The organism is Rothia nasimurium (assembly GCF_928381705.1).
Lineage (GTDB): Bacteria > Actinomycetota > Actinomycetes > Actinomycetales > Micrococcaceae > Rothia > Rothia nasimurium_G.
The window spans coordinates 1-23,502 of sequence record NZ_CAKMSR010000004.1 but is presented as its reverse complement, the minus strand read 5'-3'; the positions used below and the strand labels follow the sequence as shown (position 1 = coordinate 23,502).

The following is a 23,502-nucleotide window of genomic DNA, read 5'->3' as shown; positions in this document are numbered from 1 at the left end:
ATGACTACTAGCGATAACACCCCCACCCCTGGCGACGACCAGCCCATCGAAGAGCGCGTCACCAACCGCTCTGCTGCCCCCAAGTCCAGCGCTTTTACTGACTTTATGGCAGCCAACTGGGCACCGGCGTCCGACGAGCTCCCGGCCCGCGCCCGTGTAGCCGACTTTGCAGCTGAGCGCCGCGCCAAGATTTCTGCGCTCTTCCCCGGCGAGCGCCTGGTTCTGCCTGCTGGTCCTCTGAAGGTGCGTTCAAACGACACCGACTACCGCTTCCGCCCCCACTCTGCTTTTGCCCACCAGACCGGCCTGGGTCTGGATCACGAGCCGGACGCCGTGCTCGTGTTTGAGCCCGTTGAAGAGGGCCAGGGCGATAACGGGTCGAACCATGAGGTTACTCTCTACTTCCGTCCCCTGGCAGGCCGCGATACCGAGATGTTCTACCGCGACCCCCGCTACGGGGAGTTCTGGATTGGCCCCCGCCCCACCCTCGAATCGCTGGGTGCCGAGTACGGTCTGCGTACCAAGGACCTGGGCGAGCTTGAGGTAGCTATCACCAAGAACGCCGGCCCCGAGGCCCTGGGCGGCGTGCGCATCCGTCTGGTACGCAACGTTGACCTGAATGTCGATGCCCTGGTCGATACCTCCCGCTACAACACCTCTGTTGATCTAGAAGAGTCAGATAAGCTCGACGCTGCCCTGACCGAGGCTCTGTCTGAGGCCCGTTTGGTCAAGGACGCCATCGAGGTGGAGAACCTGCGCCGCTCGGTTGACCTGACCATCGACGGTTTTGCTGAGGTCGTCAAGGCCCTGCCCACAGCTATTGCCCACCGCCGCGGCGAGCGCGTGGTCGAGACCGCCTTCTTCACCAAGGCCCGTGTTGAGGGTAATGACCTGGGCTACGACACCATCGCAGCCTGCGGTAACAACGCCACTATCCTGCACTGGATCCGCAATAACGGCACCGTCGATGAGGGTAAGCTGCTGCTGCTCGACGCCGGCGTTGAAGACGACACCCTCTACACCGCGGACGTCACCCGCACCTTCCCGGTCAACGGCAAGTTCTCCGAGGTTCAGGCCAAGGCCTACAACATCGTGCTCGAAGCTGCCGACGCCGCCTTTAAGGTTGCGGTGCCGGGTAAGAAGTTCCACGAGGTTCACGACGCTGCCATGCAGGTTCTGGCGACCCGCCTACACGAGTGGGGCCTGCTGCCTGTCTCCGCTGAGGTTTCCCTGTCGGCTGAGGGCGGCCAGCACCGCCGCTGGATGCCCCACGGCACCAGCCACCACCTGGGTCTGGACGTGCACGACTGCGCCCAGGCCAAGAACGAGCTCTACATGGAGGGCATCATCGAGCCCGGCATGGTCTTCACCATTGAGCCCGGTCTCTACTTCAAGGAAGAAGACCTCGCTATCCCCGAGGAGCTGCGCGGCATCGGTATCCGTATCGAGGACGACGTACTGGTCACCGAGGACGGCAACGAGAACCTTTCTGCCGCCCTGCCCCGCACCGTTGAGGGTATCGAAGCCTGGATGGCGGAGAACTCCCGCTAAGTAAGGGCTTCATTTCCTGCATAACGAAACCCCGCCTGCTCTCTTCCAGAGCGGGCGGGGTTTTCGTTAAGTTTTGCCGTTTAGAGGCGGGTGATTTTTAGGGACTTGATGAACCAGTCTGAGAAGGTCCAGATGAAGGTAGCCTCGAAACGGTGGGGGCCGGTGACGTCCTGTTCGTAGGCAGTTCCTACCAGCTGTACCTGGGCGGTAGCCGAGCCGGTTTCTTCCCCGGCGGTGGTGGCGATGTCTTCAATGATTGCCTCGTCGAGGTCGAAGAGGTCTGCGTCGAGATCGTCAATCCACTCCTGGGCGGTTTTTACCGCGCCGTTGGGTAGGGTGAGCTGAAAATCGCCGGTGAGGAATTCGATAATGAGGTGCTGGTTGTTCTCGCCGATGTAGCCGATGAGTTCTTCAAAGCGGGTGGCGAGTTTCTGGTCGGGTGTCATTGGCCGTCCTTCTGCGGTGTCTGCTCGGCTTCTGCGGTTTCGGGGGCCTTGCGGATGGTTGCCTCAAATTCTTCGGGGGACTCCACGCGCAGGCCGTAGCGCTGCTCGCCCTTTTCTGCGCGGATCGCTTCGATACGCTCGTTGGTGGCAGGGGGCTCGGGGGCCTTGCGGATCATCTGCTCGAATTCTTCGGGGGACTCCACGCGCAGACCGAACTTACCGGCGGCCTTCGAGCCGTCGCGGTTGGTTTCAGCGGGAGGGGTGAAGACGGGGGCGGACGGACGCTGCTCGGCTGCCGGTGCCTGGTCCTGCTTCTGGTCGGCCGGGTTAAATCCAGGCAGGAAGGGTTCGGGGGCCTGCTCTTGCTTGGGAGAGGGGGCTGAGGGGTCAAACCATTGGGGGGCCTGCTGGTTACTCTGCGCCTGCTGACCGTTCTGTACCTGCTGGCCGCTCGGGGCGCCCTGGGGCTGCTGGGCCGAGTAGCCCTGGGGGTTGGCCTGGCTCATGCCGGGGTGTACGTAGGGGCTTGAGGTCTGCCCGTTCTGGGCAAAGGGGTGGGTGCCGGGGCCGTGCACGCCGCTGTGGGTGCCACCGGGCAGGACGGTTACGCGCAGCAGATGGCGGGCTGCCTGGGCGGTGGCAGGAATAGCCATCAGGTCAAAGCACTGGGGTAGCATCTGGGTGCGGGTACGGATTCCGCGGCCCTTGGTGCGGGAGGCAACGATAATTGCGTAAATTATGCAGAAGGCAATAGCCAGGGGCACAATGCTCAGGAAGTTAGCCAGAATTGAGGTCTGAGTAATCACAGCGTTGAAGAGGGCGACCAGGGCACCGAGGCTCAGGCCCTGGAAGACGCCGCTGAGGGCCGCCCGCGGGTAGGTGGCCTGACCGGTAATGTAATCAACCTGCTGCACGTCCCGGCCCACTACGTAGAGGGAGTGCACGGGGAACTTCTGGCTGGCAAGAAATTCGATAGCCTTGTTGACCTCTTTACGGTCGGTAAAGGTAGCTACCAGCTCGCCGGGAGGTAGGTGGGTGCCGTCTGCCATGGCCAGTGCGGGAGGTGCTTTGAGTTGATCCATGCCCCTATTTTTTCGCAAAGTGCAGGGAGTTTGCTGGGAGCACGCCGGTGTATCGCCACAGGTGAACTAAGTAGGGTTATTCTCATTGTGCTGGCAACCGGTGGCAGCTGCGGGCTGGGGCGAGTACCCTTGATAACTGTGAGTAGCGTACCGAACAAGATTTTTATCGCCCGCCTTCTGGGTCTTGATGTTTTTGACCCCCACGGCGACCGCCTGGGCCGTCTGCGCGATGTGGTGGTGCTGAAAAGCGGTTTCACCCAGTTCAACGCAGTGGGGTCCTTGGCTAAGCTCAAGGAACCGGTTGTGGTGGGTATCGTCATCGAAATCCTGGGCAAGAAGCGTATTTTTGTTCCCATGACTCGTGTGACCAGTATCGACTCCACCCAGGTGATTCTGACCGGTCTGGTGAACCTGCGCCGCTTTGAGCAGCGCGGTTCTGAGGCTCTGGTGGTCGGTGAGCTCTTTGACCGCAAGGTACAGCTACGTGACGGGTCGGGTAGGGCTCAGATTGAGGACGTTGCGATGGAGCAGCGCCGCAACGGCGACTGGTTTATCTCTGAGCTCTTTATTTCGCGCGGCCACACCAGCCTGATGCGCCGCCGCAAGGAAACCCTGATTGTGGACTGGGACGAGGTCATTCTCTCCACAGATTTTGAGCCGCAGGCTGCAACCGCGTTTGTGGCAAGCCACGAAGACTCCAACCCCGCTGACCTGGCAGACGCTATTCACGAGATGCCCGATAAGCGCATGGTTGAGGTGGCCCAGGAGCTCCAGGACGAACGCCTAGCGGACGTGCTGCAGGAGCTCCCCGAAGAAGACCAGGTGCAGATTCTGTCCCACCTTGAGGTGGAGCGAGCGGTCAACGTTCTGGAAGAGATGGAACCGGACGACGCCGCCGACCTTCTGGGTGAGCTCTCAGACACCCAGCGTGAAGAGCTGCTGACCCTGATGGACCCCGAAGATTCGGACGACGTGCGCCGCCTGCTCGAATACGAGGAGGGTACCGCCGGTTCGCTCATGAACCCGGTGCCGATCATTCTTTCGCCCGAAGCGACCGTAGCTGAAGCGCTGGCCCATATCCGCCAGGAAGAAATCTCCCCTGCCATGGCAGCGGCGGTTGTGGTCACGCGTCCGCCCCTTGAAACCCCCACCGGCAAGTACCTGGGCATTGTGCACATGCAGCGGCTACTGCGCCACTCCCCCAGCGAACAGGTGGGCAACATTATCGACACCTCCATTGAGCCGGTCGCCGACGCAGCCAGCATTGAAGAAGTAACCCGCGTGCTGGCAACCTACGACCTGACCATCATCCCGGTGGTCAACGACCACGACCGCCTGGTTGGGGCGGTCACCGTGGATGACGTGCTCGATGAGATGCTGCCCGACGACTGGCGCACCTATGACGATGGAACCCCAATTCGAAAGGTAGGCCGCCGCTTTGAGTGATGCACGCGAGCGCAACGATTCAGCGCAGACTCTCGGGACCCCGCAGCAGAAGAAGCGGCGGCCTCTCTTTCAGCTGAGCCCTAACCCCGATGCTTTCGGTCAAATGACCGAAAAAATTGCGCGTTTTATGGGTACTCCGCAGTTTTTGCTGTGGATGACGATTTTCTGTGCCCTCTGGTTGGGTTGGAATACGTTGGCGCCTGAGGAGCTTCAGTTTGACCCCCGTGCGCTGAACTTTACTCTGCTCACGCTGATGCTCTCTTTGCAGGCTTCGTATGCGGCTCCCCTGCTGCTGCTGGCGCAGAATCGGCAGGACGACCGCGACCGCGTGGTTGCCTGCCAGGACAGGCAGCGCGACCAGCGTAACCTCGAAGAAACCGAGTATCTGACTCGTGAGATTGCGTCCCTACGTATTACCCTGCGTGAGGTTGCCACCCGTGACTTTGTACGCGGCGAGATGCGCGACATTATGGAAGAGCTCGCTGAGGTGCAGCGTCGCCAGGAGGAGCTCTTTGCCCGCGCTGAGGCCCTGGCGGCTAAGGCGAATGAGCTTGAGGCACCCGAAGAAACTAAGCCCTTCGATCCCAATGCCGCCCAGCCTGTGACCAGCGCCTTTGATGTGCTGAGCGATGACCACCCGAAAATGCGTAAGAAGAAGAAGGTAAAGGACATCGACCGCTCGTTTGAGTAGGCGATTTACCCCATGCAGACATCACATCTGAATGAGGAGCTGCTTGCAGCTCTTGCAACCGTTATTGACCCTGAGCTGCGCCAGCCCATCACCGAGTTGGGTATGGTCGACCGGGCTGAGCTGACCGGTTCGGTCGCCGATATCAGGGTGCTCCTGACCATTGAGGGCTGCCCCCTGCGTTCGACGATTGAGGCGGACGTCCGCGCTGCGGTCTCTGCCCTGGAGCAGGTGAGCGAGGTGCAGCTTGAGATTGGTTATATGAGCCCGGATCAGCGCGCGACCCTGCGCCAGCGTCTTGGACACACCAAGCAGAACCCTTTTACTGCCCCCGGCTCACTGACCCGTATCTTTGCGGTAGCTTCGGGTAAGGGCGGGGTTGGCAAGTCCTCTGCGACCGCTAACCTGGCAGCGGCCTGTGCCTCCATGGGTTTGAGCGTTGGCATTATTGACGCCGATGTGCACGGGTTCTCGATTCCCGGGCTGCTGGGCATTACCGCTGGCCCTACCCGCATGGACGACATGATTATTCCACCGGTGGTTGAGGCCCCGTCAGGTGACGGTGTCATCAAGGTAATTTCTATAGGTATGTTCGTGAAGCCAGACCAGCCGGTCGCCTGGCGCGGCCCTATGCTGCACCGGGCTCTAGAGCAGTTCCTCACCGACGTGCACTTTGGTCACTTGGATGTGCTCTTCCTCGATCTGCCCCCGGGCACCGGCGATATCGCGATTTCAATGGCCCAGCTGCTGCCCCACGCCGAGATTCTTCTGGTCTCAACCCCGCAGCTGGCCGCCGTGGACGTGGCCCAGCGGGCCGGAACCCTCAGCCTGCAGACCGAGCAGAAGGTGATTGGGGTGCTAGAAAATATGGCCGCCATGCAGCTGCCGGACGGCACCACCCTGCCCCTCTTCGGAGAAGGGGGTGGGGCCGTCCTCACCGAGTCCCTGGGCAGGGCCCTGGGCTACGAGGTGCCCCTACTGGGGTCGGTACCGCTCGAGGTTGCCCTGCGCGAGGGCGGGGACGCCGGCACCCCGGTGGTCTGGGGTGCGCCCGAGACCGCTGCGGCGCAGGAACTGGTCAAAACCGCCCGGGCCCTGACCCACCGTCCGCGCGGGCTAGCGGGAGCCCCCCTGCCCTTCACCGTCTAGCCCGGCCCAAGGGGACCGCAAAACTTCAAAAGGACCGCATATTATGCGGTCCTTTTTTGAAAATCAGGTCCCCTTAGCGGGAGAAAGAATTTAGGTGGCCTCAGTATCGAAGGGAGCCCAGGCGCCGCGGGGCAGGCGCACACTCACAGAGGGAGCCGGTGCAGCTGCCGCCTTTTCTTCAAGTTCCTTGCGGCGCTCTTCGTCGTCCTCAGCAAAAGCCTCGCGCACAATGACGCGGGGATCGTACTGGCGGGGGTCGTACTGGCGCCAGTTAATATCGCCCAAGTCGGGGCCGAGAGTTTCTTTGAGGTCGTCCTTAGCGTCAAAGGCCATACGGCGAACCCACTTGATAAAGTCTTTGAGCTGCTGGGCATATTCGGGCATGCGTTCTGGCCCGATGACAACAAACACCAGGATCGCTAGAACGATAAATTCGAGGCCGCTAATTCCAAACACACAAAGAGATTACCAGCTCAGCCCGAGTGTTCGCCCATAAAACGAGCGGGGTTGATTAAGATGTTTCCAGAATCATTCCCGCGCGCACTCATGTGAAGGTGAAGTACTAGGTGAATACTCAGGAACAGGCTCGAAGCTGGGTTTATGCTGAAGAGTTCCCGTTGGAGGCTCCGGCGGTGGCTTCTGCCCGGGCTGGGGCCGAGCGGTTGGACGCCGCCCCCGTCGCCCCGTCGGTAGCTTCCCTGCTTACGGTGCTCGCGGCAGCTACCAAGGCCCAACACGCTGTAGAAATCGGTTGCGGTGCCGGAGTTGCTACGGCTGCCCTGCTCACGGGTCTGGCCCCCGGTGCGGCGCTCACCGCCATCGATATCGATGCCACCCGCTGCCAGGCAACTCGCACGCTGCTGGCAGCTGCCGGTCTTGATAAGAGCCACCGGGTGCGCGTCATCACCGGCGATGCTGCCGAGGTACTCCCCCGCCTCTCAGCGGCCTCCTACGATCTGGCCTTTATAGACGCCGGTAGCCAGCTAGCTGAACAGCTGGTCTACGATACGCTGGCCCTCCTAGAACCTGGCGGGCTCCTGATTCTGCACGACCCGCTGGTGGGCGGGGCTGTTGCTAATCCCACGGCCCGTGATGCCGTAACCGTTTCGGTACGCTCTGTCTTACACGAGGTAGCGGCCTGTACCGCCGATGTTTTTGTCTCCCTTGTACACGCGGGCGAGGGTCTTTACCTGGTCTACAAACGCTAAAGCCCCCGCCCCAAACCGGTGGGGTTCGGAGCAGGGGCCGGGCTTAGAGCCGAAGCCTAGACGTTTTCAACGCACTTGCGGATCGCTTCAACTTCTTCTTCGGTGATATCAAGAACCAGGCGGCCGCCACCTTCAACGGGAATGCGCATGACGATGCTGCGCCCTTCGCGCACGATTTCGAGGGGGCCGTCGCCGGTGCGTGGTTTCTGAGCTGCCATCTTGGTTCTCCTTCAACGAGGGTTGGTCTGCGGTTTCTCGGCTTCTGTTGCCGGTCTCACCTTCTTTTAATCATAGTGCTTAGTGGCTCACTTCTGGCGTTTTTGGGTGGAAACTTACAGGTTTAGGGCGGGTAGTCCCCGCCGCCGGGTAGCTGCTTCCAGTGCCAGAGCCAGCCGACCCAGCCAAACTGCAGGGTTGCTCCGCTGAGAATCAGCAGCCAGCGGTAGGCCCGCGAAGCGGATAGGGCCACGAGGGGCAGCAGGAGCGGGAAGAGGGGCAGCAGCAGGCGGAAAGTGGAGGACTGCGGGTTGAAGAAGGCCAGCATATACACCGCGTAGGCTGCACACCAGGTGATGAGCGCCGGGTGGAGCACCCGCCGGGTCACGGGAGCCAGCAGGGCCAGCAGGTAGGCGCCCAGTAGCAGGATAAGGACGAGGGGGCCTCTCCCCTGCCCCAGGTAGAGCTGGCTCTGGGTGTACCAGGGCGCAAAGGGCAGCACGTGCTCCCCGCCAGCTCTCCATGCGGCCTCGGTAGCGGTGTAGGCGTCGATACGCCCGGTGGACGCCCAGGCAATGGCCGGGTGGATAAAGGCGAAAGCACACACGGTGAGGGCAGAGGCCAGCTGCGGGGCGGTTGCTTTCAGGGCGCTCAGCAGGTTCTCAGTGCGGGCCTGCTGAACCCAGCACACGAACCACCAGATGCCAACCACGGCTCCCAGGGGCACACCTACAGGGCGGGACAGGGCCGCCCCAAGGGCCGGAAGAAGCAGAAGTACATAGCGTTGCTGTACCAGCCAGTAGAGGGCCCAGGCCAGGAAGAAGAGGCCGGTTGCCTCGGCATAGCCGGTTTGCAGAATCGGTGCAACGGCGCAGAAGCTAACGGCGGCGGTTGCCCACAGGACGGTTGTCTCTAGCTCAGTGCCCCGGTGGGCAGGAGCGCTTCCGGCAGCTGCCTCGCGTGCCTGTAGGCTGGCTTCAAAGAGCCGGTAGATAAACCAGGCTGCCCCAAAGCCAAACAGCAGGGAGACAGTAGGGGCAACCGTCTGATAGCTCAGCCCGGTCGCGCTCGTCATGGCTCCGCTGATCAGGGGGTAGAGGGGGTAGAAAGCCCACTCGTTTTGGGCAATGTGACCGCTGGCGTCCACGGGGAGAACCGCAGGGTAGCCACCAGCGGCTATCTTGGCGTACCAGTCGGCGTCCCAAATAGTGACAAACTCCAGGTAACCCATTGAGGTATTTTTCCAGGGGCTAAAGGTCTGGTGCAGACCCACGGTTGAGAAAATAAACCAGCCCCAGAGCCGGCTTGCGGCATAGACCAGGGCCACCCGCAGGCCGATGGGCAGGCTCGTGAAGAACAGCAGGCCCCGACTGGCGCTCACGCTCAGGGTCGCAGCGGTGCGGTCAAGCACCCCGCTATGCTGTGGTGCGGACGGACGCCCCACTCCCCTAGCCCTCCCCGCCAAGGTCGGTAGCGGCGTCCTGACCCCGATCACCGCGCAGGGTCTCAAGTTCTGCCCGCAGGCGGCTATTCTCAGCAACCACCTTAGCGAGCACCCCATCAACCTCATCGCGGTTATAGCCCAGGGCCGAGGTAGCAAAACGAACCCGCTCCAGCTCGTCCGCGCCCGGGCGGTCCGAAAGAATCAGGGGCGGCTCAGCGGCAGGAACCAGCGCTACGCCGTCCTTGCTTGCCGCCTCGATAGCCTTCCGCCCCGGAATCAAGCGGTCAGTACCCAGCACCGCGCACCCGGCCATCACCGCCGCCAGCACCACAAAGGTCACCGCAACCAGTAGATAATTCATACCGTCCTCCCGCAGGAGCCAAGCCCTTTCGCCCAGCGCCCCTCAACAAAACCCAACAAATATGACTGTAAAAACACGACACCCCGTGTAACAAGTTGTTTACCTTACAGGGGGTAAGGTAAGGCACATACACCATTTGGTTTGTGCCACAGCACCTCCATGCTACCGGTGCACGCACTGAATCCACCACAAGAGAGGAAGCCCAGTGACTACTGACGCACTGGTTCAGCTCACCCACGTCAACAAGCACTACGGTGAGAACCACGTCCTCAAGGACATCAACCTTTCCATCGGCAAGGGCGAGGTTGTCGTCCTCCTCGGCCCTTCAGGCTCCGGCAAGTCAACCCTCTGCCGCACCATCAACCGTCTTGAAACCATCACCGACGGCACCATCACCATCGACGGCAAAAAACTGCCCGAAGAAGGTAAAGAACTCGCCAACCTGCGCGCAGAAGTCGGCATGGTCTTCCAGTCCTTCAACCTCTTTGCCCACAAGACCATCCTCGAAAACGTCACCCTTGGCCCCCGCAAGGTACGCGGCATGGGCAAGGCCGAAGCCGAAGAACTGGCCATGAGCCTGCTCAAGAAGGTTGGCGTCGATAACCAGGCCTCCAAGATGCCCGCCCAGCTCTCCGGCGGCCAGCAGCAGCGCGTCGCTATCGCCCGCGCCCTCGCCATGAAGCCCAAGGTCATGCTCTTCGACGAGCCCACCAGCGCCCTTGACCCCGAAATGGTCAACGAAGTACTCGACACCATGGTCTCTCTCGCCCGCGAAGGCATGACCATGATCGTGGTAACCCACGAAATGGGCTTCGCCCGCAAGGCAGCAGACCGCATCGTCTTCCTGGCCGACGGCGAAATCGTCGAAGAAGCCACCCCCAACCAGTTCTTCACCAACCCCCAGTCAGACCGCGCCAAGGACTTCCTGGGTAAGATCCTGGGTCACTAAGGACGGCCAGCCATGAATCTCTCCCGCGCCAAAGCAAAGGCCGCAGCCTGCGCCGCTCTGCTCGCCACCGGCGTCCTCGCGCTCTCCGGTTGCTCCGCTACCGGCAGCGAAGACACCATCCGCATCGGCATCAAGTACGACCAGCCCGGCCTGGGCTACCAGGACGGACGCGACTACACCGGCTTCGACACCGACGTAGCCCGCTACGTTGCAGCTGAACTCGGCTACTCCGAAGAGCAGATCGAATGGGTCGAAGCCCCCAGCGCCAACCGCGAAAACATGCTCACCAACAACCAGGTAGACATGATTTTTGCGACCTATTCCATCACCGAAAAGCGACTCAAGACCGTCGACTTCGCCGGCCCCTACTTCGTCGCTGGCCAGGACCTGCTAGTCCAGGCAGAGAACACCGACATCACCGGCCCCGAATCTCTTGCCGGGAAGAACCTGTGCTCCGTCACCGGCTCAACCAGTGCAAAGAAGATCCAGGACAAGTACTCATCAGAGGTCCAGCTGGTTCAGCAGAACTCCTACTCTGACTGCGTCGTCGCCCTCAACGCCGGCATGGTCGATGCTGTGACCACCGACGACATCATCCTCGCGGGCCTTGCCTCTACCAAGGCCAACCAGGGCGAGCTCAAGCTCGTGGGCAACACCTTCTCCACCGAAAACTACGGTGTCGGCCTGCCCAAGGGCTCCGACAAGTGCGCCGCCATCAACGCAGCCATCAACAAGATGGTCGAAACCGGCGCCTGGGAAGAAGCCATCAAAAAGAACGTAGGTGCCGCTAACTACACCTACAACGCCGAGCTGAACCCGCCCGTCCTCACCGACGCCTGCGCCACCGTTGACGCCAAATAAGGCCGCGACGCCCAGCGCACCTTCACCACACCACAATCTTTCAACCATCGGAGGCTTTCATGTCGTTCTCTGAACAGCTCTCCACGCTCTTTGCCACCTACGACGTCATCGGCGCCTTCTGGACCAACATCCAGCTGACCTTCTGGGCAGCCATCGGATCTTTCGTCCTCGGCTCTCTGCTGGCACTTATGCGTATCTCGCCTGTGCCCTCCCTACGCTGGGCGGGTACCGCCTACGTGCACCTGGTTCGCAACACCCCGCTGACCATTCTGATGACCCTGGCAATCCTGGGCGTGTGGACCCAGTTCCAGCTCTCACTAGCAACCAGCTTTGAGTGGAACTTCTTTATCTACGCCGTCATCGTCCTTGCCATCTACCACGCGGCCTTCGTCTGTGAGGCCATCCGCTCCGGCGTCAATACCGTACCCGTCGGCCAGGCTGAAGCGGCCCGCGCCATCGGCCTGGGCTTCCTCCCCACCGCCCGCTACGTGATTTTCCCGCAGGCTCTACGCGGCTCCATCACCCCGCTGGGCAACACCCTGATTGCGCTAGCCAAGAACACCACCGTAGCCACCGTAGCCTCAGTCGCTGAGGCATCCGGCATGATGAAGTCCATGATTGAGTTCAACTCAGACCTCATCTTCATGATCTTCTTCGTCTTCGCCATGGGCTTTGTGATTATTGTTGTCCCCATCGGCCTGCTAACCACCTGGGCCTCTCGTAAACTGGCGGTGAAGCGATGAGCAAGCGTATGACCTCAACCTCGGTACTCTTTGACGTACCCGGCCCCAAGGCCCGTGCCCGAACCCGCATCTTCAACATCGTGGCTCTTGTGCTCCTGGCAGCAGGCTTTGCCTACATCATGATGGTGATGAACCGCCAGGGCCAGCTGGAAGCCGATAAGTGGACCTCCCTCTTCTCGGGTAACCTCTGGGCCAACTACATCCTGCCCGCCCTCTGGAAGACCCTCTCAGCAGCCCTGATCTCTGTGGTCACCTCGGTGGCTTTCGGTCTCTTCTTCGGTCTGGCCCGCCTGTCACCCAATAAGGCCGTGCGAGCCTTCGGCACCGTGGTCGTGGAATTCTTCCGCGCCGTACCCGTGCTCATCATGATGATCTTCTTCTGGCTTTTCCTGGGCAAGCTCAACCTCTTTGCCCCCTCCCAGCTGCCCTTCATCGCCGTTATTCTGGGTCTGACCCTCTACAACGGCTCGGTCATCGCTGAGCTTCTGCGCTCCGGTGTGCAGCAGCTGCCCAAGGGCCAGGGTGAAGCCGGTCTGGCTATCGGCCTGACTCCGTGGAAGGTTCTGACCCTGATTCTGGTACCCCAGGCTCTGACCGCCATGATGCCCTCGCTGCTCTCGCAGTTCGTGGTCATTCTCAAGGACACCGCCCTGGGCTACATCATCTCCTACCCCGAGCTGCTGGCCGCTGCCCGCCGCTTCGGCTCTGGCGAGGGCAATATCTTGCAGATGCTCCTGCTGGCAGCCCTCATCTTCGTGGTGATCAACTTCGCCCTGACCCTCTTCGCTGAGTGGCTCGCTAAGTACATGAGCTCCCGCTCCGACGTAGAGATCAAGCACGCCGACGGTGTGCCCGGTGAAGTGGACGAAGCCCGCCCCAAGACCGAGCTGATGTTCAAGATCCCCAAGCACTAGCGTCCGCGCTTTACGCTCCGGTTACAGGTCAAGGGCCCCATCATACGATGGGGCCCTTGGCATTTTTCTCGATGGGGCTGTGCAGGGTTTTTAGGCTGTGAGCAGGTTTTTCTCTGCACACAGCCCAAGAAGTCTGCACAGGCTGGCAGGGTTAGGACGCCGTCAGCCAGCTTTCCAGCGCCGTATAGCAGGTACGCACCTCGGAGGCTTTAACGTGCTCGTTATCGGTATGGGCCAGCAGGGCGTCGCCGGGCCCGAAGTTTACGGCGGGAATACCGATTTCGCTGAAGCGGGCAACATCCGTCCACCCGTACTTGGGCTTGGGGGCCTGGCCGACCGACTCAATCAGAGATCTAGACAGCGGAGCGTCCAGGCCGGGGCGGGCGGCTGATGAAAGGTCCACGAAATCCAGCTCGTAGCCCTCGAAAACCTCGTGCAGGTGCGCGACGGCTTCATCCAGGGTCTTATTGGGGGCAAAGCGGTAGTTGATATGGATGCCCGCGTCATCGGGAATGACGTTCCCCGCGACCCCGCCTGAAATCTGCACGGCATTGAGCCCCTCGCGGTAGGCCAGGCCCTCAACCTCATAGGTGGCAGGCTGGTAAGCGGCAAGACTCCCCAGAACGTCCGCCATCTTGTGGATAGCGTTGACGCCCTTCCAGGCGCGACCAGAATGGGCGGCGACACCCGAGGTACGAATCCAGAAGCGGATGGTGCCGTTGCAGCCGCCCTCAATGGTGCCGTCGGTGGGTTCCAGGAGCACGGCAAAGGCCGCGTCGGTCAGCTTCTCCCGGTGGTTGCGCATCAGGCGAGCAAGCCCTGAGAGCTCTGATGCAACTTCTTCATTGTCATAAAAGACGTAGGTGATATCGTAGTGGGGCTCCTTCAGGCGGGCAGCTAGGGCTAGCTGCACGGCAACCCCGCCCTTCATATCCACGGCCCCGCGGCCGTAGAGAACCCGCTCCCCCGCTTCCTCAGACCAAGAAGCAGGTACGGTACCTCGTGAGCCCTCGGTACGGGGCAGGGGCACCGTATCTAGGTGACCTGCCAGCACAATGCGGGTATCCCGGCCCAGGTTAGTGCGGGCGATAATGGCGTCACCGTCGCGGGTTATCTCTAAGCCGCCAATCCCCTCAAGGGCCGCCTGCACGGCGTCCGCCAGGCGCACCTCGGCGCCAGAAACAGAATAAATATTGAGCAGGTCAGCAGTGAGATCTTCAACGGGCTGGGTTAGGTTCAGGACGCCGGGGCCCACCTGAGCGAACTCAGCGGCCTGGGCGAGGGTAGGGTTCTTGATCATAGTTCCACCATACAAGCAGATAGCGCCCCGCACCCGCCTGATTCCGTAGACTGGTAGGCATGACTGAAAACAACACCCGTGTAGCATCCGGCTTGGGCCTGGCCACCGTCGTCGCCTCCGGCGAGAACGAAGGCACCGTACTCGATGTCTGGTACCCCGCCCCCGCCCTCACCGACACCCCCGACGACTCCGTAGCAGCCGACCTCGAAGCCCTGGTCGAAGCCGACGAAGACCGCAACGTCGTGCGTGAGCTGGTCAACGTCACCATCAACCTCGACGAGGCCCCCGCCAACGCAGCGGATGCCTACCTGCGCCTGCACCTGCTCTCCCACACCCTGGTTGCCCCCAACACCATCAACCTCGACGGTCTCTTTGGTGCTCTCGCCAACGTCGCCTGGACCAACTTCGGCCCCGTCCTGGCTAGCGAATTCAACACCGTCTCGCTGAAGCTGCGTCGCCGCGGCGCCCTGGTCGTCACCCACGTCGACAAGTTCCCCCGCATGATTGACTACGTCGTGCCCGCCGGTGTTCGTATCGGTGATGCCGACCGCGTCCGCCTGGGTGCCCACCTGGCCGCAGGCACCACCGTCATGCACGAAGGCTTCGTCAATTTCAACGCCGGTACCCTCGGTGAATCCATGGTTGAGGGCCGAATCTCCCAGGGCGTTGTCATTGGCAACGGCACCGACATCGGCGGTGGCGCCTCCACCATGGGCACCTTGTCTGGTGGCGGCACCCAGCGTGTCTCCATCGGCGAGCGCTCCCTACTCGGCGCTGAAGCCGGTATCGGCATTGCCCTGGGCGATGACTGCGTGGTTGAAGCTGGCCTGTACGTCACCGCTGGCTCCCGCGTGACCGTCCTCAACCCCGGCGCTGAGCCCAAGATCGTCAAGGCCCTGGAACTCTCCGGCGCCAACAACCTGCTCTTCCGCCGCAACTCCGTGACCGGCGCTATCGAAGTTCTGCCCCGCGCCAACAACACCGTGGAGCTGAACTCAGAGCTGCACGCTAACTAAAAAGTAAGTAATCATTTCGCGAGACGGGCTTATGCTCGCTGCCGATATTTACTGAAGATTAATATACGCAAGACCCGCCCTACCGGCTTACCGGTAGGGCGGGTCTTTACAATGGGAGAACACACTCACAACACATCAGAAAGCTATTCATGAAGCGTTCTCTTTCTCTGCTGGCAGGTCTTGGCCTGGTTTCTTCCAGCATTCTCGTTCCCGCAGCTTTTGCAGCAGACGGTACTACCGACCTGGGCGATTTGACTGTGCTGGCCTCAACCGACGTCCACGGCCGCGCCCTCAACTACGACTACTTCACCGGCGCCCCGTACGGCGAAGGTGCTAAGGCTCTGGGTATGGAGCACCTGGCAACCGCCATCGCCCAGACCCGGGCAGCAAAGGGTACAGAGTCCACCCTGGTGCTCGATAACGGTGACGCCAACCAGGGCAACCCCTTACAGACCTACTACCAGAACAACCGCACCGCAACCAGTGTTGACCCCATGGCCTCGGTCTTCAACCTGCTGGGCTATGACGCCGGTGTAGTGGGCAACCACGAGTTCAACTATGGCCCCGATGCAGCCTCCCAGTACACCCAGAACCTGACCATGCCCCTGCTCGGCGCTAACGTCATCGACACCGCAACCGGCGCTCCCGCCTACGAGCCCTATACCATGATTGAAAAGACCGTGGGCGGCGAGAAGATCCAGGTAGCCGTGATCGGCGTGGTAACCCCCGGAGTTCGCGTGTGGGATAAGGCTACCGTTGAGGGCAAGCTGGAATTTAAGGACGCCGCCGCTACCGTCGCCGAATGGGCACCCAAGGTCAAGGCGGCAGGGGCCGACGTGGTTGTCGTCCTCGCCCACACCGGCCTGGACGCCGAGGGCTACACCTACGACCCCGCCGACCTGACCGAAAACGTCGCTAAGTCTGTTGCCGAACAGTCCACCGACGTTGATGTGGTCGTGGGCGGTCACTCCCACGTCACCAACAAGGTTCAGGAATACTTCACCAACAAGAACGGTGAGCCGGTGCTCTACACCCAGCCCGGCTACTGGGCCCGTTTCCTCTCCGAAGTCACCCTACCCCTGGTCAAGGAAGCAGACGGTGACATCGAGGTCAAGTGGACTGAAGCCGAAAAGCCCACCGCCGTTGCCCTCAACGCCGGTGACTACGCTGCCGACGCGTCCGTCCTCACCGCTATCGAGCCCTACCACTCAAAGACAACCGAGTGGGTGCAGACCGTCGTTGCTCAGGCAACCGCTGAAATGCCCGCCGCCACCAGCGCCTGGGAAGACACCGCTGTTCTGGACTTCATCAACATGGTACAGACCGAAGAAGTCGCCCGGGCCCTAGCCGGAACCCAGTACGAGGGCCTGCCCGTCCTTGCTGAGGCCTCCCCCTTCTCCCGCACCGCCGTCTTCAAGCAGGGCGATGTCACCATCGCCGATATGGCAAGCCTCTACATCTACGACAACACCCTCTACGCTGTTGAGCTCACCGGCGCCCAACTCAAGGACTACCTTGAATGGTCAGCCCGCTACTACAAGCAGCAGGAGCCCGGCGCTGAGATCACCGACTGGTCCACCGTTACTAACGCCCTCTACGAGGGAGCAACCCGCGGTATCCCCGACTACTCCTACGACGTGCTCTCAGGTGTGAACTACCACATCAACATCTCCAAGCCTGTCGGCGAGCGCATCGAGGGTCTAGCCCTGCCAGATGGCACTCCCCTCGCCGATGATCAGAAGGTCATCCTGGCTCTGAACAACTACCGCTGGTCAGGCGGCTCAGGCTACCCGCACGTCACCGCAGCTCCTATCGTCTACGAGGAGCAGAAGGCCGTGCGCGACCTCATGATCGACTGGGCTATCACCAACAAGACCATCGACCCGACCACCTTCTTCGTCAAGAACTGGACGGTTGGCACCAGCTCCCTACCTACCGAGCAGGCACCCGAAGAGACCCCGGCCCCGGCTCCCAGCGACAGCCCTACCGCTGCTCCTTCGGTTGAGCCCACGGTAGCCCCCACCGAAGAGCCGACTGCAAGCCCCAGCGCGGACGCCCCCGCCCCGGCTCCCAGCGATAGCCCGGCTTCATCGGCCTCCGCTAACACCAGCCAGAGCGCTGTGGCAGGGGCCCATGAAACTGGAAAGAGCGGCGCACTAGCCCACACCGGCGCTACTGCCCTGCACCTCCTCGCAGGTGCTGCCCTCCTGCTAGGTCTAGGCGCTACCGCTTTCTTCGCTGCCCGCCGCAAGAACAGCTAGGAGTAAGCGTCCGCGCCTTTTACCCTAGATGTGCTCAGCCCCGCCACCGCTTATACCGGCTGGCGGGGCTGAGTGCAGGTAAGCTAGAAAAAACACCAATCGTCTACTAGGGGAAAACGTGAAGATTCTCGTTACCGGCGGCGCCGGCTACATCGGCTCCCACACCGTACTCGAACTACTCAAGGCAGGCCACGAGGTAACCGTTATGGACAACCTCTCAAACTCATCCATGGAGTCCCTGGCCCGCGTTGAAGAACTCACCGGCAAGACTGTGGAGTTCCGCAAGGTTGACCTACTGGATTTGCCCGAGATGAAGCAGCTCTTCAACCTGGTCAAGCCCGATGCCGTCATCCACTTCGCCGGCCTCAAGGCTGTAGGCGAATCCGCAGAGAAGCCCCTCTTGTACTACCAGACCAACGTCACCGGCACCCTCAACCTGCTCTACGCCATGGAAGACGCAGGCTGCCACTCCATCGTCTTCTCATCGTCTGCAACCGTCTACGGCGAACCCGAGTCTATGCCGCTGACCGAAAAGCTAAACATGGACGCCCAGTCCTGCTACGGCCGCACCAAGGAACACATCGAGGATATGCTCATTGACCTGGCAGCCTCAGATTCTAAGTGGAACATCGCCCTGCTGCGCTACTTCAACCCGGTAGGTGCCCACGAGTCCGGCCGCATCGGTGAAGACCCGGCCGGCATCCCCAACAACCTGGTACCCTTCATCGCCCAGGTCGCTGTGGGGCGCCGCGAATATCTCAACGTTTTCGGCAACGACTACCCCACTGTCGACGGCACCGGCGTGCGCGACTACATTCACGTCGTTGACCTGGCGGACGGCCACCTCAAGGCCCTGGATTACATCACCACCCACGGCGGCCTGCACACCTGGAACCTGGGTACCGGTAACGGCTACTCGGTGCTTGAGGTTCTGCACGCTTTCGAGAAGGCTGCTGGTAAAGAGCTACCCTACAAGATTGTGGACCGCCGCCCCGGCGATGTGGCTGTTTCCTACGCCGACCCCGCTGCTGCCCTGGCAGATCTGGGCTGGTCTGCTACCCGCGACATCGACACCATGGTGCGCGACCACTGGAACTGGCAGAAGAATAACCCGAATGGCTACGAAGCGTAACGGGTAGCCCCTAAAGCCAAGCCCCGGCGTCCTTATCTCCACAGAGGTAAGGACGCCGGGGCTTAGTGATGCTCTGCCTGGCAGCTTATCGTTCGGGGTAGTGGCGTTCAGCTTCGCCGATGTAGACCTGGCGGGGGCGACCGATCTTGCGGTCGGGGTCCTGGATGCCTTCGGTCCACTGGGCGATCCAGCCGGGGAGGCGGCCCAGTGCGAAGAGGACGGTGAACATGTGCTCGGGGAAGCCCATGGCCTTGTAGATGAGACCGGTGTAGAAGTCTACGTTGGGGTAGAGCTTACGTTCGATGAAGTAGTCGTCGTTGAGGGCCTTCTCTTCGAGACGCTTGGCGATATCGAGCAGTTCGTTGTTACCGCCGATGCTTTCGAGAATTTCGTCGGCGGTCTTCTTGACGATTCGGGCGCGCGGGTCGTAATTCTTGTAGACGCGGTGGCCAAAGCCCATGAGGCGCACGCCGTCTTCCTTGTTCTTGACCTTCTCCATGAAGTCTTCGGGGCTGATGCCCTGATCCTTGATCTGGTTGAGCATCTTCAGCACAGCCTCGTTGGCGCCGCCGTGCAGGGGGCCGTAGAGGGCGTTAATGCCGGCTGAGACGGAGGCGAACATGTTGGCGTTTGATGAGCCGACCAGGCGCACGGTGGAGGTGGAGCAGTTCTGCTCATGGTCTGCGTGAAGAAGCAGCAGCAGATCGAGAGCCTTAGCGTGCAGGGGGTTAACCTCGTACTCCTCGGTGGGGAAGCCGAAGCACATACGCAGGAAGTTCTCGGTGTAGTTGAGCTGGTTCTTGGGGTAGATTGAGGGCTCGCCCTTGGACTTCTTATAGGCATAGGCTGCCAGGGTGGGCACCTTGGAGAGCAGGCGGTAGGTTGAGATTTCTACCTGACGGGGGTCGAAGGGGTCGAGGGAGTCAGAGTAGAAGGTTGACATGGCTGAGACGCTGGATGCGAGGACGGCCATGGGGTGGGCGTCGCGGGGGAAACCGCGGAAGAAGAATTTGAAGTCTTCGTGCACCATGGTGTGGCGGCGAATCATCTGGTCAAAGTCTTCGAGCTGGGCGGGGGTGGGCAGTTCCCCGTAGATAAGCAGGTAGGCGGTTTCGATGAAGCTGGATTTTTCTGCCAGTTCTTCGATGGGGTAGCCGCGGTAGCGCAGGATGCCGGCGTCACCGTCGATGTAGGTGATAGCTGACTTTGCGTTTGCGGTGTTCATGAAGCCCGGGTCGTAGGCTACCTTGCCGGTTTCTTTGAGCATGCCTGCAACTTCGAAGGCACCGTTACCTTCGGTTGCTTCTACTGCGGGCAGGGGCAGTTCTTTGCCGTCATAGCTCAGCAGCGCTTTGTTCTCAGTCATTGTGTTCCTCCTGTCATACGAGGCAACGTACGTGCTGTGTGATGAAGTGGGATTCTAAAAAAGGACGGTGCGGCTTTCGCGGGGTGGTGGAAGGCCGCACCGTGCACGTACGCACGTCATCTATGGTCTACATTACAGCAGAATGATGCGCAGGGTCACATTGGTGTGAGTTCAGAAGCTACATTACGTTCTTTAGCTGAGCTTATTTGACATTAACAGTTTTGCTTTACTCTGACAGTCGGGCAGCGGCACGGGAAATGTCGTCGTCTGAGCCGGTCAGGGCAATGCGCACATAGCCCTCACCTGCGGTTCCGTAGAAAATGCCGGGGCCAATCACGATACCCTTGTCTGCAAAGCGCTGGACGGTAGCCCAGGTATCTTCACCTGCTGTAGCCCACAGGTAGAGCCCTGCCTCGGAGTGCTCGACGGTCAGGCCAAAGCGTTCCAGGGCGGGCAGTAGGGTCTCACGGCGAGCCCGGTAGAGGTCTTTCTGGGCCTCAACGTGCGCGTCATCTGAGAGCGCTGCGGTCATGGCAACCTGCACGGGAGCGGGCACAATCATACCTGCGTGCTTACGGGAGTTGACCAGGTTGGCCATAATCGCGGCGTCTCCCGCGATAAAAGCGCCGCGGTAGCCAGCGAAGTTGGACTGCTTAGAAAGAGAGTAGGCTGCCAGCACCAGGTCCTGGTTCTCGCCACAGACGCGGGGGTCCAGGACGGAGGGCACCGGCTTCCCGCCGCGGGTAGCGTCCCATTCTCCCCAACCCAGTTCTGCGTAGCACTCGTCGGAGGCAACCACGGCACCCAGGGCGCGGGCGTCCTCCACTATCTTTTTCAGCTCATCCACATCGCGCACGATGCCGGTGGGGTTGGCCGGCGAGTTGATCCATACCAGGCGGACGCGGGCACGGGTCGCCTCATCGAGCTCGTCCAGGGAGTCAGCGGCCACGGGGGTTGCACCGGCGAGCTGGGCACCGATGTCATAAGTAGGGTAGGCAACGGTGGGGCGGACGACCACATCCCCCTCCCCCAGACCCAGCAGGAAGGGCAGCCAGGCAACAAGCTCCTTTGAACCGATAGTGGGCATGACCTGGTCGGTGGTTAGGCCGGGCACGCCGCGGCGGCGGTCGAACCAGTCAACGATAGCCTGACGCAGGGTAAGGGTACCGTGGGTCGTGGGGTAGCCGTGGGCGTCGGTGGCACCGGCCAGGGCATCACGGATAACTGAGGGGGTAGGGTCAACCGGGGTTCCAATAGAAAGGTTAATGAGTCCCTCGGGGTGGGCTTCAGCGGTAGCCCGGTAGGGGGCCATAGTGTCCCAGGGGTAGTCGGGCAGGTCGAGGCCAAATTCGCGCATGGTCTGCTTTCTCTTGTAAATATGTTTGTTTTCTAGTGTAAGCCTTCGCTTAAAACTAAAGGAGCGAGTATCTCACGAGATACTCGCTCCTTGAACCGCGTTTAGAATCTTAGTCCTGGTTCTGCGGGGGCAGGGCCGCAATCATGGGGGCGTCCTTAGCGATGACGCCCAGGCGGGCTGCGCCACCGGGTGAGCCAAGATCGTCGAAGAAGTCGGCGTTAGCGGCGGTATAATCTTCCCATTCTTCGGGTACGTCGTCTTCGTAGTAGATAGCTTCTACGGGGCAGACGGGCTCGCAGGCACCGCAGTCGACGCATTCGTCGGGGTGAATGTAGAGGGAGCGTTCGCCTTCGTAGATGCAGTCGACAGGGCATTCTTCGACGCAGGCGCGATCTTTTACGTCGACGCAGGGCTGGGCGATGATGTAGGTCATGGGTGCCTTTCTGGTGGTGACGCACCGGTGCGTGGTGTGTTGGTTAACTGTGCTCTAGTGTATCTGGTCACCGGTGTGGGGGGCAGATTTTTGTGATGGATGAGATAGCTTGTTGAGCCGGGTTAAGTTTTGTTGCGGCGATACCTGGTAGCGCTCACCATGCCGAAGGTTGCTGCGGCCAGGGAGCCTAGTGCCCAGATGGTTCCGGCGGTCCCCACGGGGTTGATGGGGTTGATGTAGACCAGCATTGAGGTGCCTTTGGTGAAGGCGAAGATGCCGATGAGCACGAAGGCGGTGGCCCCAACGACGGCCGCGGCCCAGTTCTTTTCGGTGTGGATTGCTGCCCAGGTCGCAGCGAAGTAGACCGTGAGCAGGCCGAGGGCAGCGCCCCAGGGCACCCAGAGGGTGCTGGTGGGGTACCAGATGTGGGCGTGGTACATGGTTCCGGCAAAACCTGCGATTAGGCCGAGGGCGACGGCGGTAATGGCCGAGTTGATAGGGCCGGGAGCTTCGACGCTCTCTTCGGGGGCAGCGTCCGCTGGGGTTCCTGCTTGGGCAGTACCCCAGAGTAGGCGGTAGGTTTCGGTGGGGTTGATGGGCTGGGAGACCCCGTTTGAGTATTCGAAGGTGGTATCGCTGGTGATGACGATTTGGGTGGCGTGGGCCCGCATGGCCTCACGCTTGTGGTCGATGCTGCCCATGATGACGGCTTGCTGGCGGGTATCGTGCGGGTTGGGGTCGCCCTCGATGCCCCATAGAGCGATGGGAGCCGAGGGGGTTCCGTCCAGGGAACGGACGGCTGCCAAGGTAGCTTCGTAGGTGCGTTTGTGGTCGGGGTGCCCGTAGCCGCCGTCCGCGTCGTAGGTGACGACGACGTCCGGCCGGATCTCGCGGATAGCGCTGGCGATGGCGTCTGCCTGGGACTTGAGGGGCAGGCGGGTGAGGCAATCGTCGGCTGCGGCGGGGTTGGCGATGGCGCGCCCGTCCGACCCCCAGGTCATACCGGAATCGCGGTAGCTGGTGCGCTCGCCGGGCAGGTAACTTGCCCCTTCGCCCAGGTAGAGGTGGTGGCGGATGCCGAGGGCTTTGAGGGAGGCCTTGAGTTCCCCGGTGCGGTACTCGCCCAGGGCATGGCCCCGGTCGGTGTTCGCGGGGTGGGTTGCTTCGAGGTGGCGCAGGGCGGGGTCAATCACTTCGCCCATTTCGCCGCGGGTCATGGTGAGCAGGTGGACGGTGACGCCGGCGGCGGTGAGGGCGCCGATGGTGGCGCCGGTGGATGAGGCTTCGTCGTCGGGGTGGGCGTGGACGAAGAGGACGGTGGCGTCTTTGGGTTTGAGGCCGTCGGGTATCAGGCTGAAAGTGGCGCTGTCGGTGATGACTTCACCGGCGACCGGGTAGTGGGGCTGGGCGTCGAGTTCCATGGTGGCGGTTTTCTGCTGGGTGCTGTTTGGTTCCTAGCAATTTTAGCTTTAGTTACTGGGCTCTAGCTGGGTTTGCTGTTTTAACGATGTGCTTTGGTCATCTCGCTCTTATCCCTGTGGTTATCAGTAGGGCCGTGGCCCGCTCCCTCAACCGGGGG

23 protein-coding genes are annotated in these 23,502 nt (G+C 61.3%); 12 read left to right on the top strand and 11 right to left on the bottom strand.

The window, feature by feature from the left end:
- The gene (locus L6762_RS04515) at positions 1–1,551 is read left to right on the top strand and encodes an aminopeptidase P family protein (RefSeq protein WP_237185788.1); all 1,551 of its coding nucleotides are present in this window, start codon (positions 1–3) and stop codon (positions 1,549–1,551) included.
- 80 nt (positions 1,552–1,631) lie between these two features.
- Here L6762_RS04515 and L6762_RS04510 read toward each other — a convergent pair whose 3' ends face one another.
- Entirely contained in the window at positions 1,632–1,997 is a 366-nt protein-coding gene (locus L6762_RS04510; protein ID WP_237185787.1) for a hypothetical protein, read from the bottom strand.
- Positions 1,994–3,079, bottom strand: coding sequence for a general stress protein (locus L6762_RS04505; protein WP_237185786.1), 1,086 nt, complete (start codon positions 3,077–3,079; stop codon positions 1,994–1,996). The genes L6762_RS04510 and L6762_RS04505 overlap by 4 nt, the downstream gene beginning before the upstream one ends.
- 138 nt (positions 3,080–3,217) lie before the next feature.
- Here L6762_RS04505 and L6762_RS04500 point away from each other — a divergent pair, with 138 nt between their 5' ends.
- The 3 genes from L6762_RS04500 to L6762_RS04490 are packed head-to-tail and all read left to right on the top strand — an operon-like array spanning position 3,218 to position 6,362.
- Positions 3,218–4,525 (top strand): magnesium transporter MgtE N-terminal domain-containing protein, encoded by a 1,308-nt coding sequence (locus L6762_RS04500; protein WP_237185785.1) that lies wholly within the window; start codon positions 3,218–3,220, stop codon positions 4,523–4,525.
- On the top strand, positions 4,518–5,216 hold the full coding sequence (locus L6762_RS04495; protein WP_237185784.1) for a DUF1003 domain-containing protein: 699 nt from the start codon (positions 4,518–4,520) through the stop codon (positions 5,214–5,216). Before L6762_RS04500 ends, L6762_RS04495 begins: the two co-directional genes overlap by 8 nt.
- 12 nt (positions 5,217–5,228) lie before the next feature.
- Positions 5,229–6,362, top strand: a complete 1,134-nt coding sequence (locus L6762_RS04490; protein ID WP_237185783.1) for a P-loop NTPase — start codon at positions 5,229–5,231, stop codon at positions 6,360–6,362.
- Between the two features lie 90 nt (positions 6,363–6,452).
- Here L6762_RS04490 and L6762_RS04485 read toward each other — a convergent pair whose 3' ends face one another.
- On the bottom strand, positions 6,453–6,818 hold the full coding sequence (locus tag L6762_RS04485) for a Sec-independent protein translocase TatB (RefSeq protein WP_135013724.1): 366 nt from the start codon (positions 6,816–6,818) through the stop codon (positions 6,453–6,455).
- Between the two features lie 110 nt (positions 6,819–6,928).
- On the opposite strand from L6762_RS04485, the gene L6762_RS04480 reads away from it, so the two are divergent.
- Positions 6,929–7,570 (top strand): O-methyltransferase, encoded by a 642-nt coding sequence (locus L6762_RS04480; protein ID WP_237185782.1) that lies wholly within the window; start codon positions 6,929–6,931, stop codon positions 7,568–7,570.
- A 56-nt stretch (positions 7,571–7,626) separates the two neighbouring features.
- On the opposite strand, the gene L6762_RS04475 is transcribed toward L6762_RS04480, so the two are convergent.
- The 3 genes from L6762_RS04475 to L6762_RS04465 form a co-directional block, all read right to left on the bottom strand.
- Positions 7,627–7,788, bottom strand: coding sequence for a DUF3117 domain-containing protein (locus L6762_RS04475; RefSeq protein WP_135013726.1), 162 nt, complete (start codon positions 7,786–7,788; stop codon positions 7,627–7,629).
- 122 nt (positions 7,789–7,910) lie between these two features.
- Positions 7,911–9,230, bottom strand: a complete 1,320-nt coding sequence (locus tag L6762_RS04470; RefSeq protein WP_237185781.1) for a hypothetical protein — start codon at positions 9,228–9,230, stop codon at positions 7,911–7,913.
- Positions 9,231–9,234: 4 nt separating this feature from the next.
- On the bottom strand, positions 9,235–9,591 hold the full coding sequence (locus tag L6762_RS04465; RefSeq protein ID WP_237185780.1) for a DivIVA domain-containing protein: 357 nt from the start codon (positions 9,589–9,591) through the stop codon (positions 9,235–9,237).
- A gap of 220 nt (positions 9,592–9,811) precedes the next feature.
- Here L6762_RS04465 and L6762_RS04460 point away from each other — a divergent pair, with 220 nt between their 5' ends.
- Genes L6762_RS04460 through L6762_RS04445 form a run of 4 tightly spaced genes read left to right on the top strand, consistent with a single transcriptional unit; the run spans position 9,812 to position 13,058 of the window.
- Complete coding sequence (locus tag L6762_RS04460) at positions 9,812–10,540, top strand: amino acid ABC transporter ATP-binding protein (RefSeq protein WP_237185937.1); 729 nt, start codon at positions 9,812–9,814, stop codon at positions 10,538–10,540.
- A 12-nt stretch (positions 10,541–10,552) separates the two neighbouring features.
- Positions 10,553–11,401 carry a glutamate ABC transporter substrate-binding protein gene (locus L6762_RS04455; RefSeq protein WP_237185779.1) on the top strand — a complete coding sequence of 283 codons (849 nt, stop codon included), beginning with the start codon at positions 10,553–10,555 and terminating at the stop codon, positions 11,399–11,401.
- Positions 11,402–11,460: 59 nt separating this feature from the next.
- Entirely contained in the window at positions 11,461–12,144 is a 684-nt protein-coding gene (locus L6762_RS04450) for an amino acid ABC transporter permease (RefSeq protein ID WP_135013730.1), read from the top strand.
- Entirely contained in the window at positions 12,141–13,058 is a 918-nt protein-coding gene (locus L6762_RS04445) for an amino acid ABC transporter permease (protein WP_237185778.1), read from the top strand. The genes L6762_RS04450 and L6762_RS04445 overlap by 4 nt, the downstream gene beginning before the upstream one ends.
- 151 nt (positions 13,059–13,209) lie before the next feature.
- Here L6762_RS04445 and dapE read toward each other — a convergent pair whose 3' ends face one another.
- Positions 13,210–14,358, bottom strand: a complete 1,149-nt coding sequence (gene dapE / locus L6762_RS04440; RefSeq protein ID WP_237185777.1) for a succinyl-diaminopimelate desuccinylase — start codon at positions 14,356–14,358, stop codon at positions 13,210–13,212.
- A gap of 50 nt (positions 14,359–14,408) precedes the next feature.
- Between dapE and dapD the strand changes: the two genes are divergently transcribed.
- The 3 genes from dapD (at position 14,409) to galE (ending at position 18,767) form a co-directional block, all read left to right on the top strand.
- A complete protein-coding gene (gene dapD / locus L6762_RS04435) occupies positions 14,409–15,374 on the top strand; it encodes a 2,3,4,5-tetrahydropyridine-2,6-dicarboxylate N-succinyltransferase (RefSeq protein ID WP_237185936.1) in 966 nt (321 codons plus the stop codon).
- 149 nt (positions 15,375–15,523) lie between these two features.
- Positions 15,524–17,635: a 5'-nucleotidase C-terminal domain-containing protein gene (locus L6762_RS04430; protein WP_237185776.1), complete on the top strand. Its 2,112-nt coding sequence runs from the start codon at positions 15,524–15,526 to the stop codon at positions 17,633–17,635.
- 118 nt (positions 17,636–17,753) lie between these two features.
- On the top strand, positions 17,754–18,767 hold the full coding sequence (galE, locus tag L6762_RS04425; RefSeq protein ID WP_237185775.1) for a UDP-glucose 4-epimerase GalE: 1,014 nt from the start codon (positions 17,754–17,756) through the stop codon (positions 18,765–18,767).
- A gap of 85 nt (positions 18,768–18,852) precedes the next feature.
- Here the strand turns inward: galE and L6762_RS04420 are convergent, their stop codons facing one another.
- The 4 genes from L6762_RS04420 to L6762_RS04405 form a co-directional block, all read right to left on the bottom strand.
- On the bottom strand, positions 18,853–20,133 hold the full coding sequence (locus L6762_RS04420; protein WP_237185774.1) for a citrate synthase: 1,281 nt from the start codon (positions 20,131–20,133) through the stop codon (positions 18,853–18,855).
- Positions 20,134–20,359: 226 nt separating this feature from the next.
- The gene (gene dapC / locus L6762_RS04415) at positions 20,360–21,490 is read right to left on the bottom strand and encodes a succinyldiaminopimelate transaminase (RefSeq protein WP_237185773.1); all 1,131 of its coding nucleotides are present in this window, start codon (positions 21,488–21,490) and stop codon (positions 20,360–20,362) included.
- Between the two features lie 109 nt (positions 21,491–21,599).
- Positions 21,600–21,923, bottom strand: a complete 324-nt coding sequence (gene fdxA / locus L6762_RS04410) for a ferredoxin (RefSeq protein ID WP_135013646.1) — start codon at positions 21,921–21,923, stop codon at positions 21,600–21,602.
- A 122-nt stretch (positions 21,924–22,045) separates the two neighbouring features.
- Entirely contained in the window at positions 22,046–23,344 is a 1,299-nt protein-coding gene (locus tag L6762_RS04405) for a PIG-L family deacetylase (RefSeq protein ID WP_237185772.1), read from the bottom strand.
- Between the last annotated feature and the right edge of the window lie 158 nt (positions 23,345–23,502).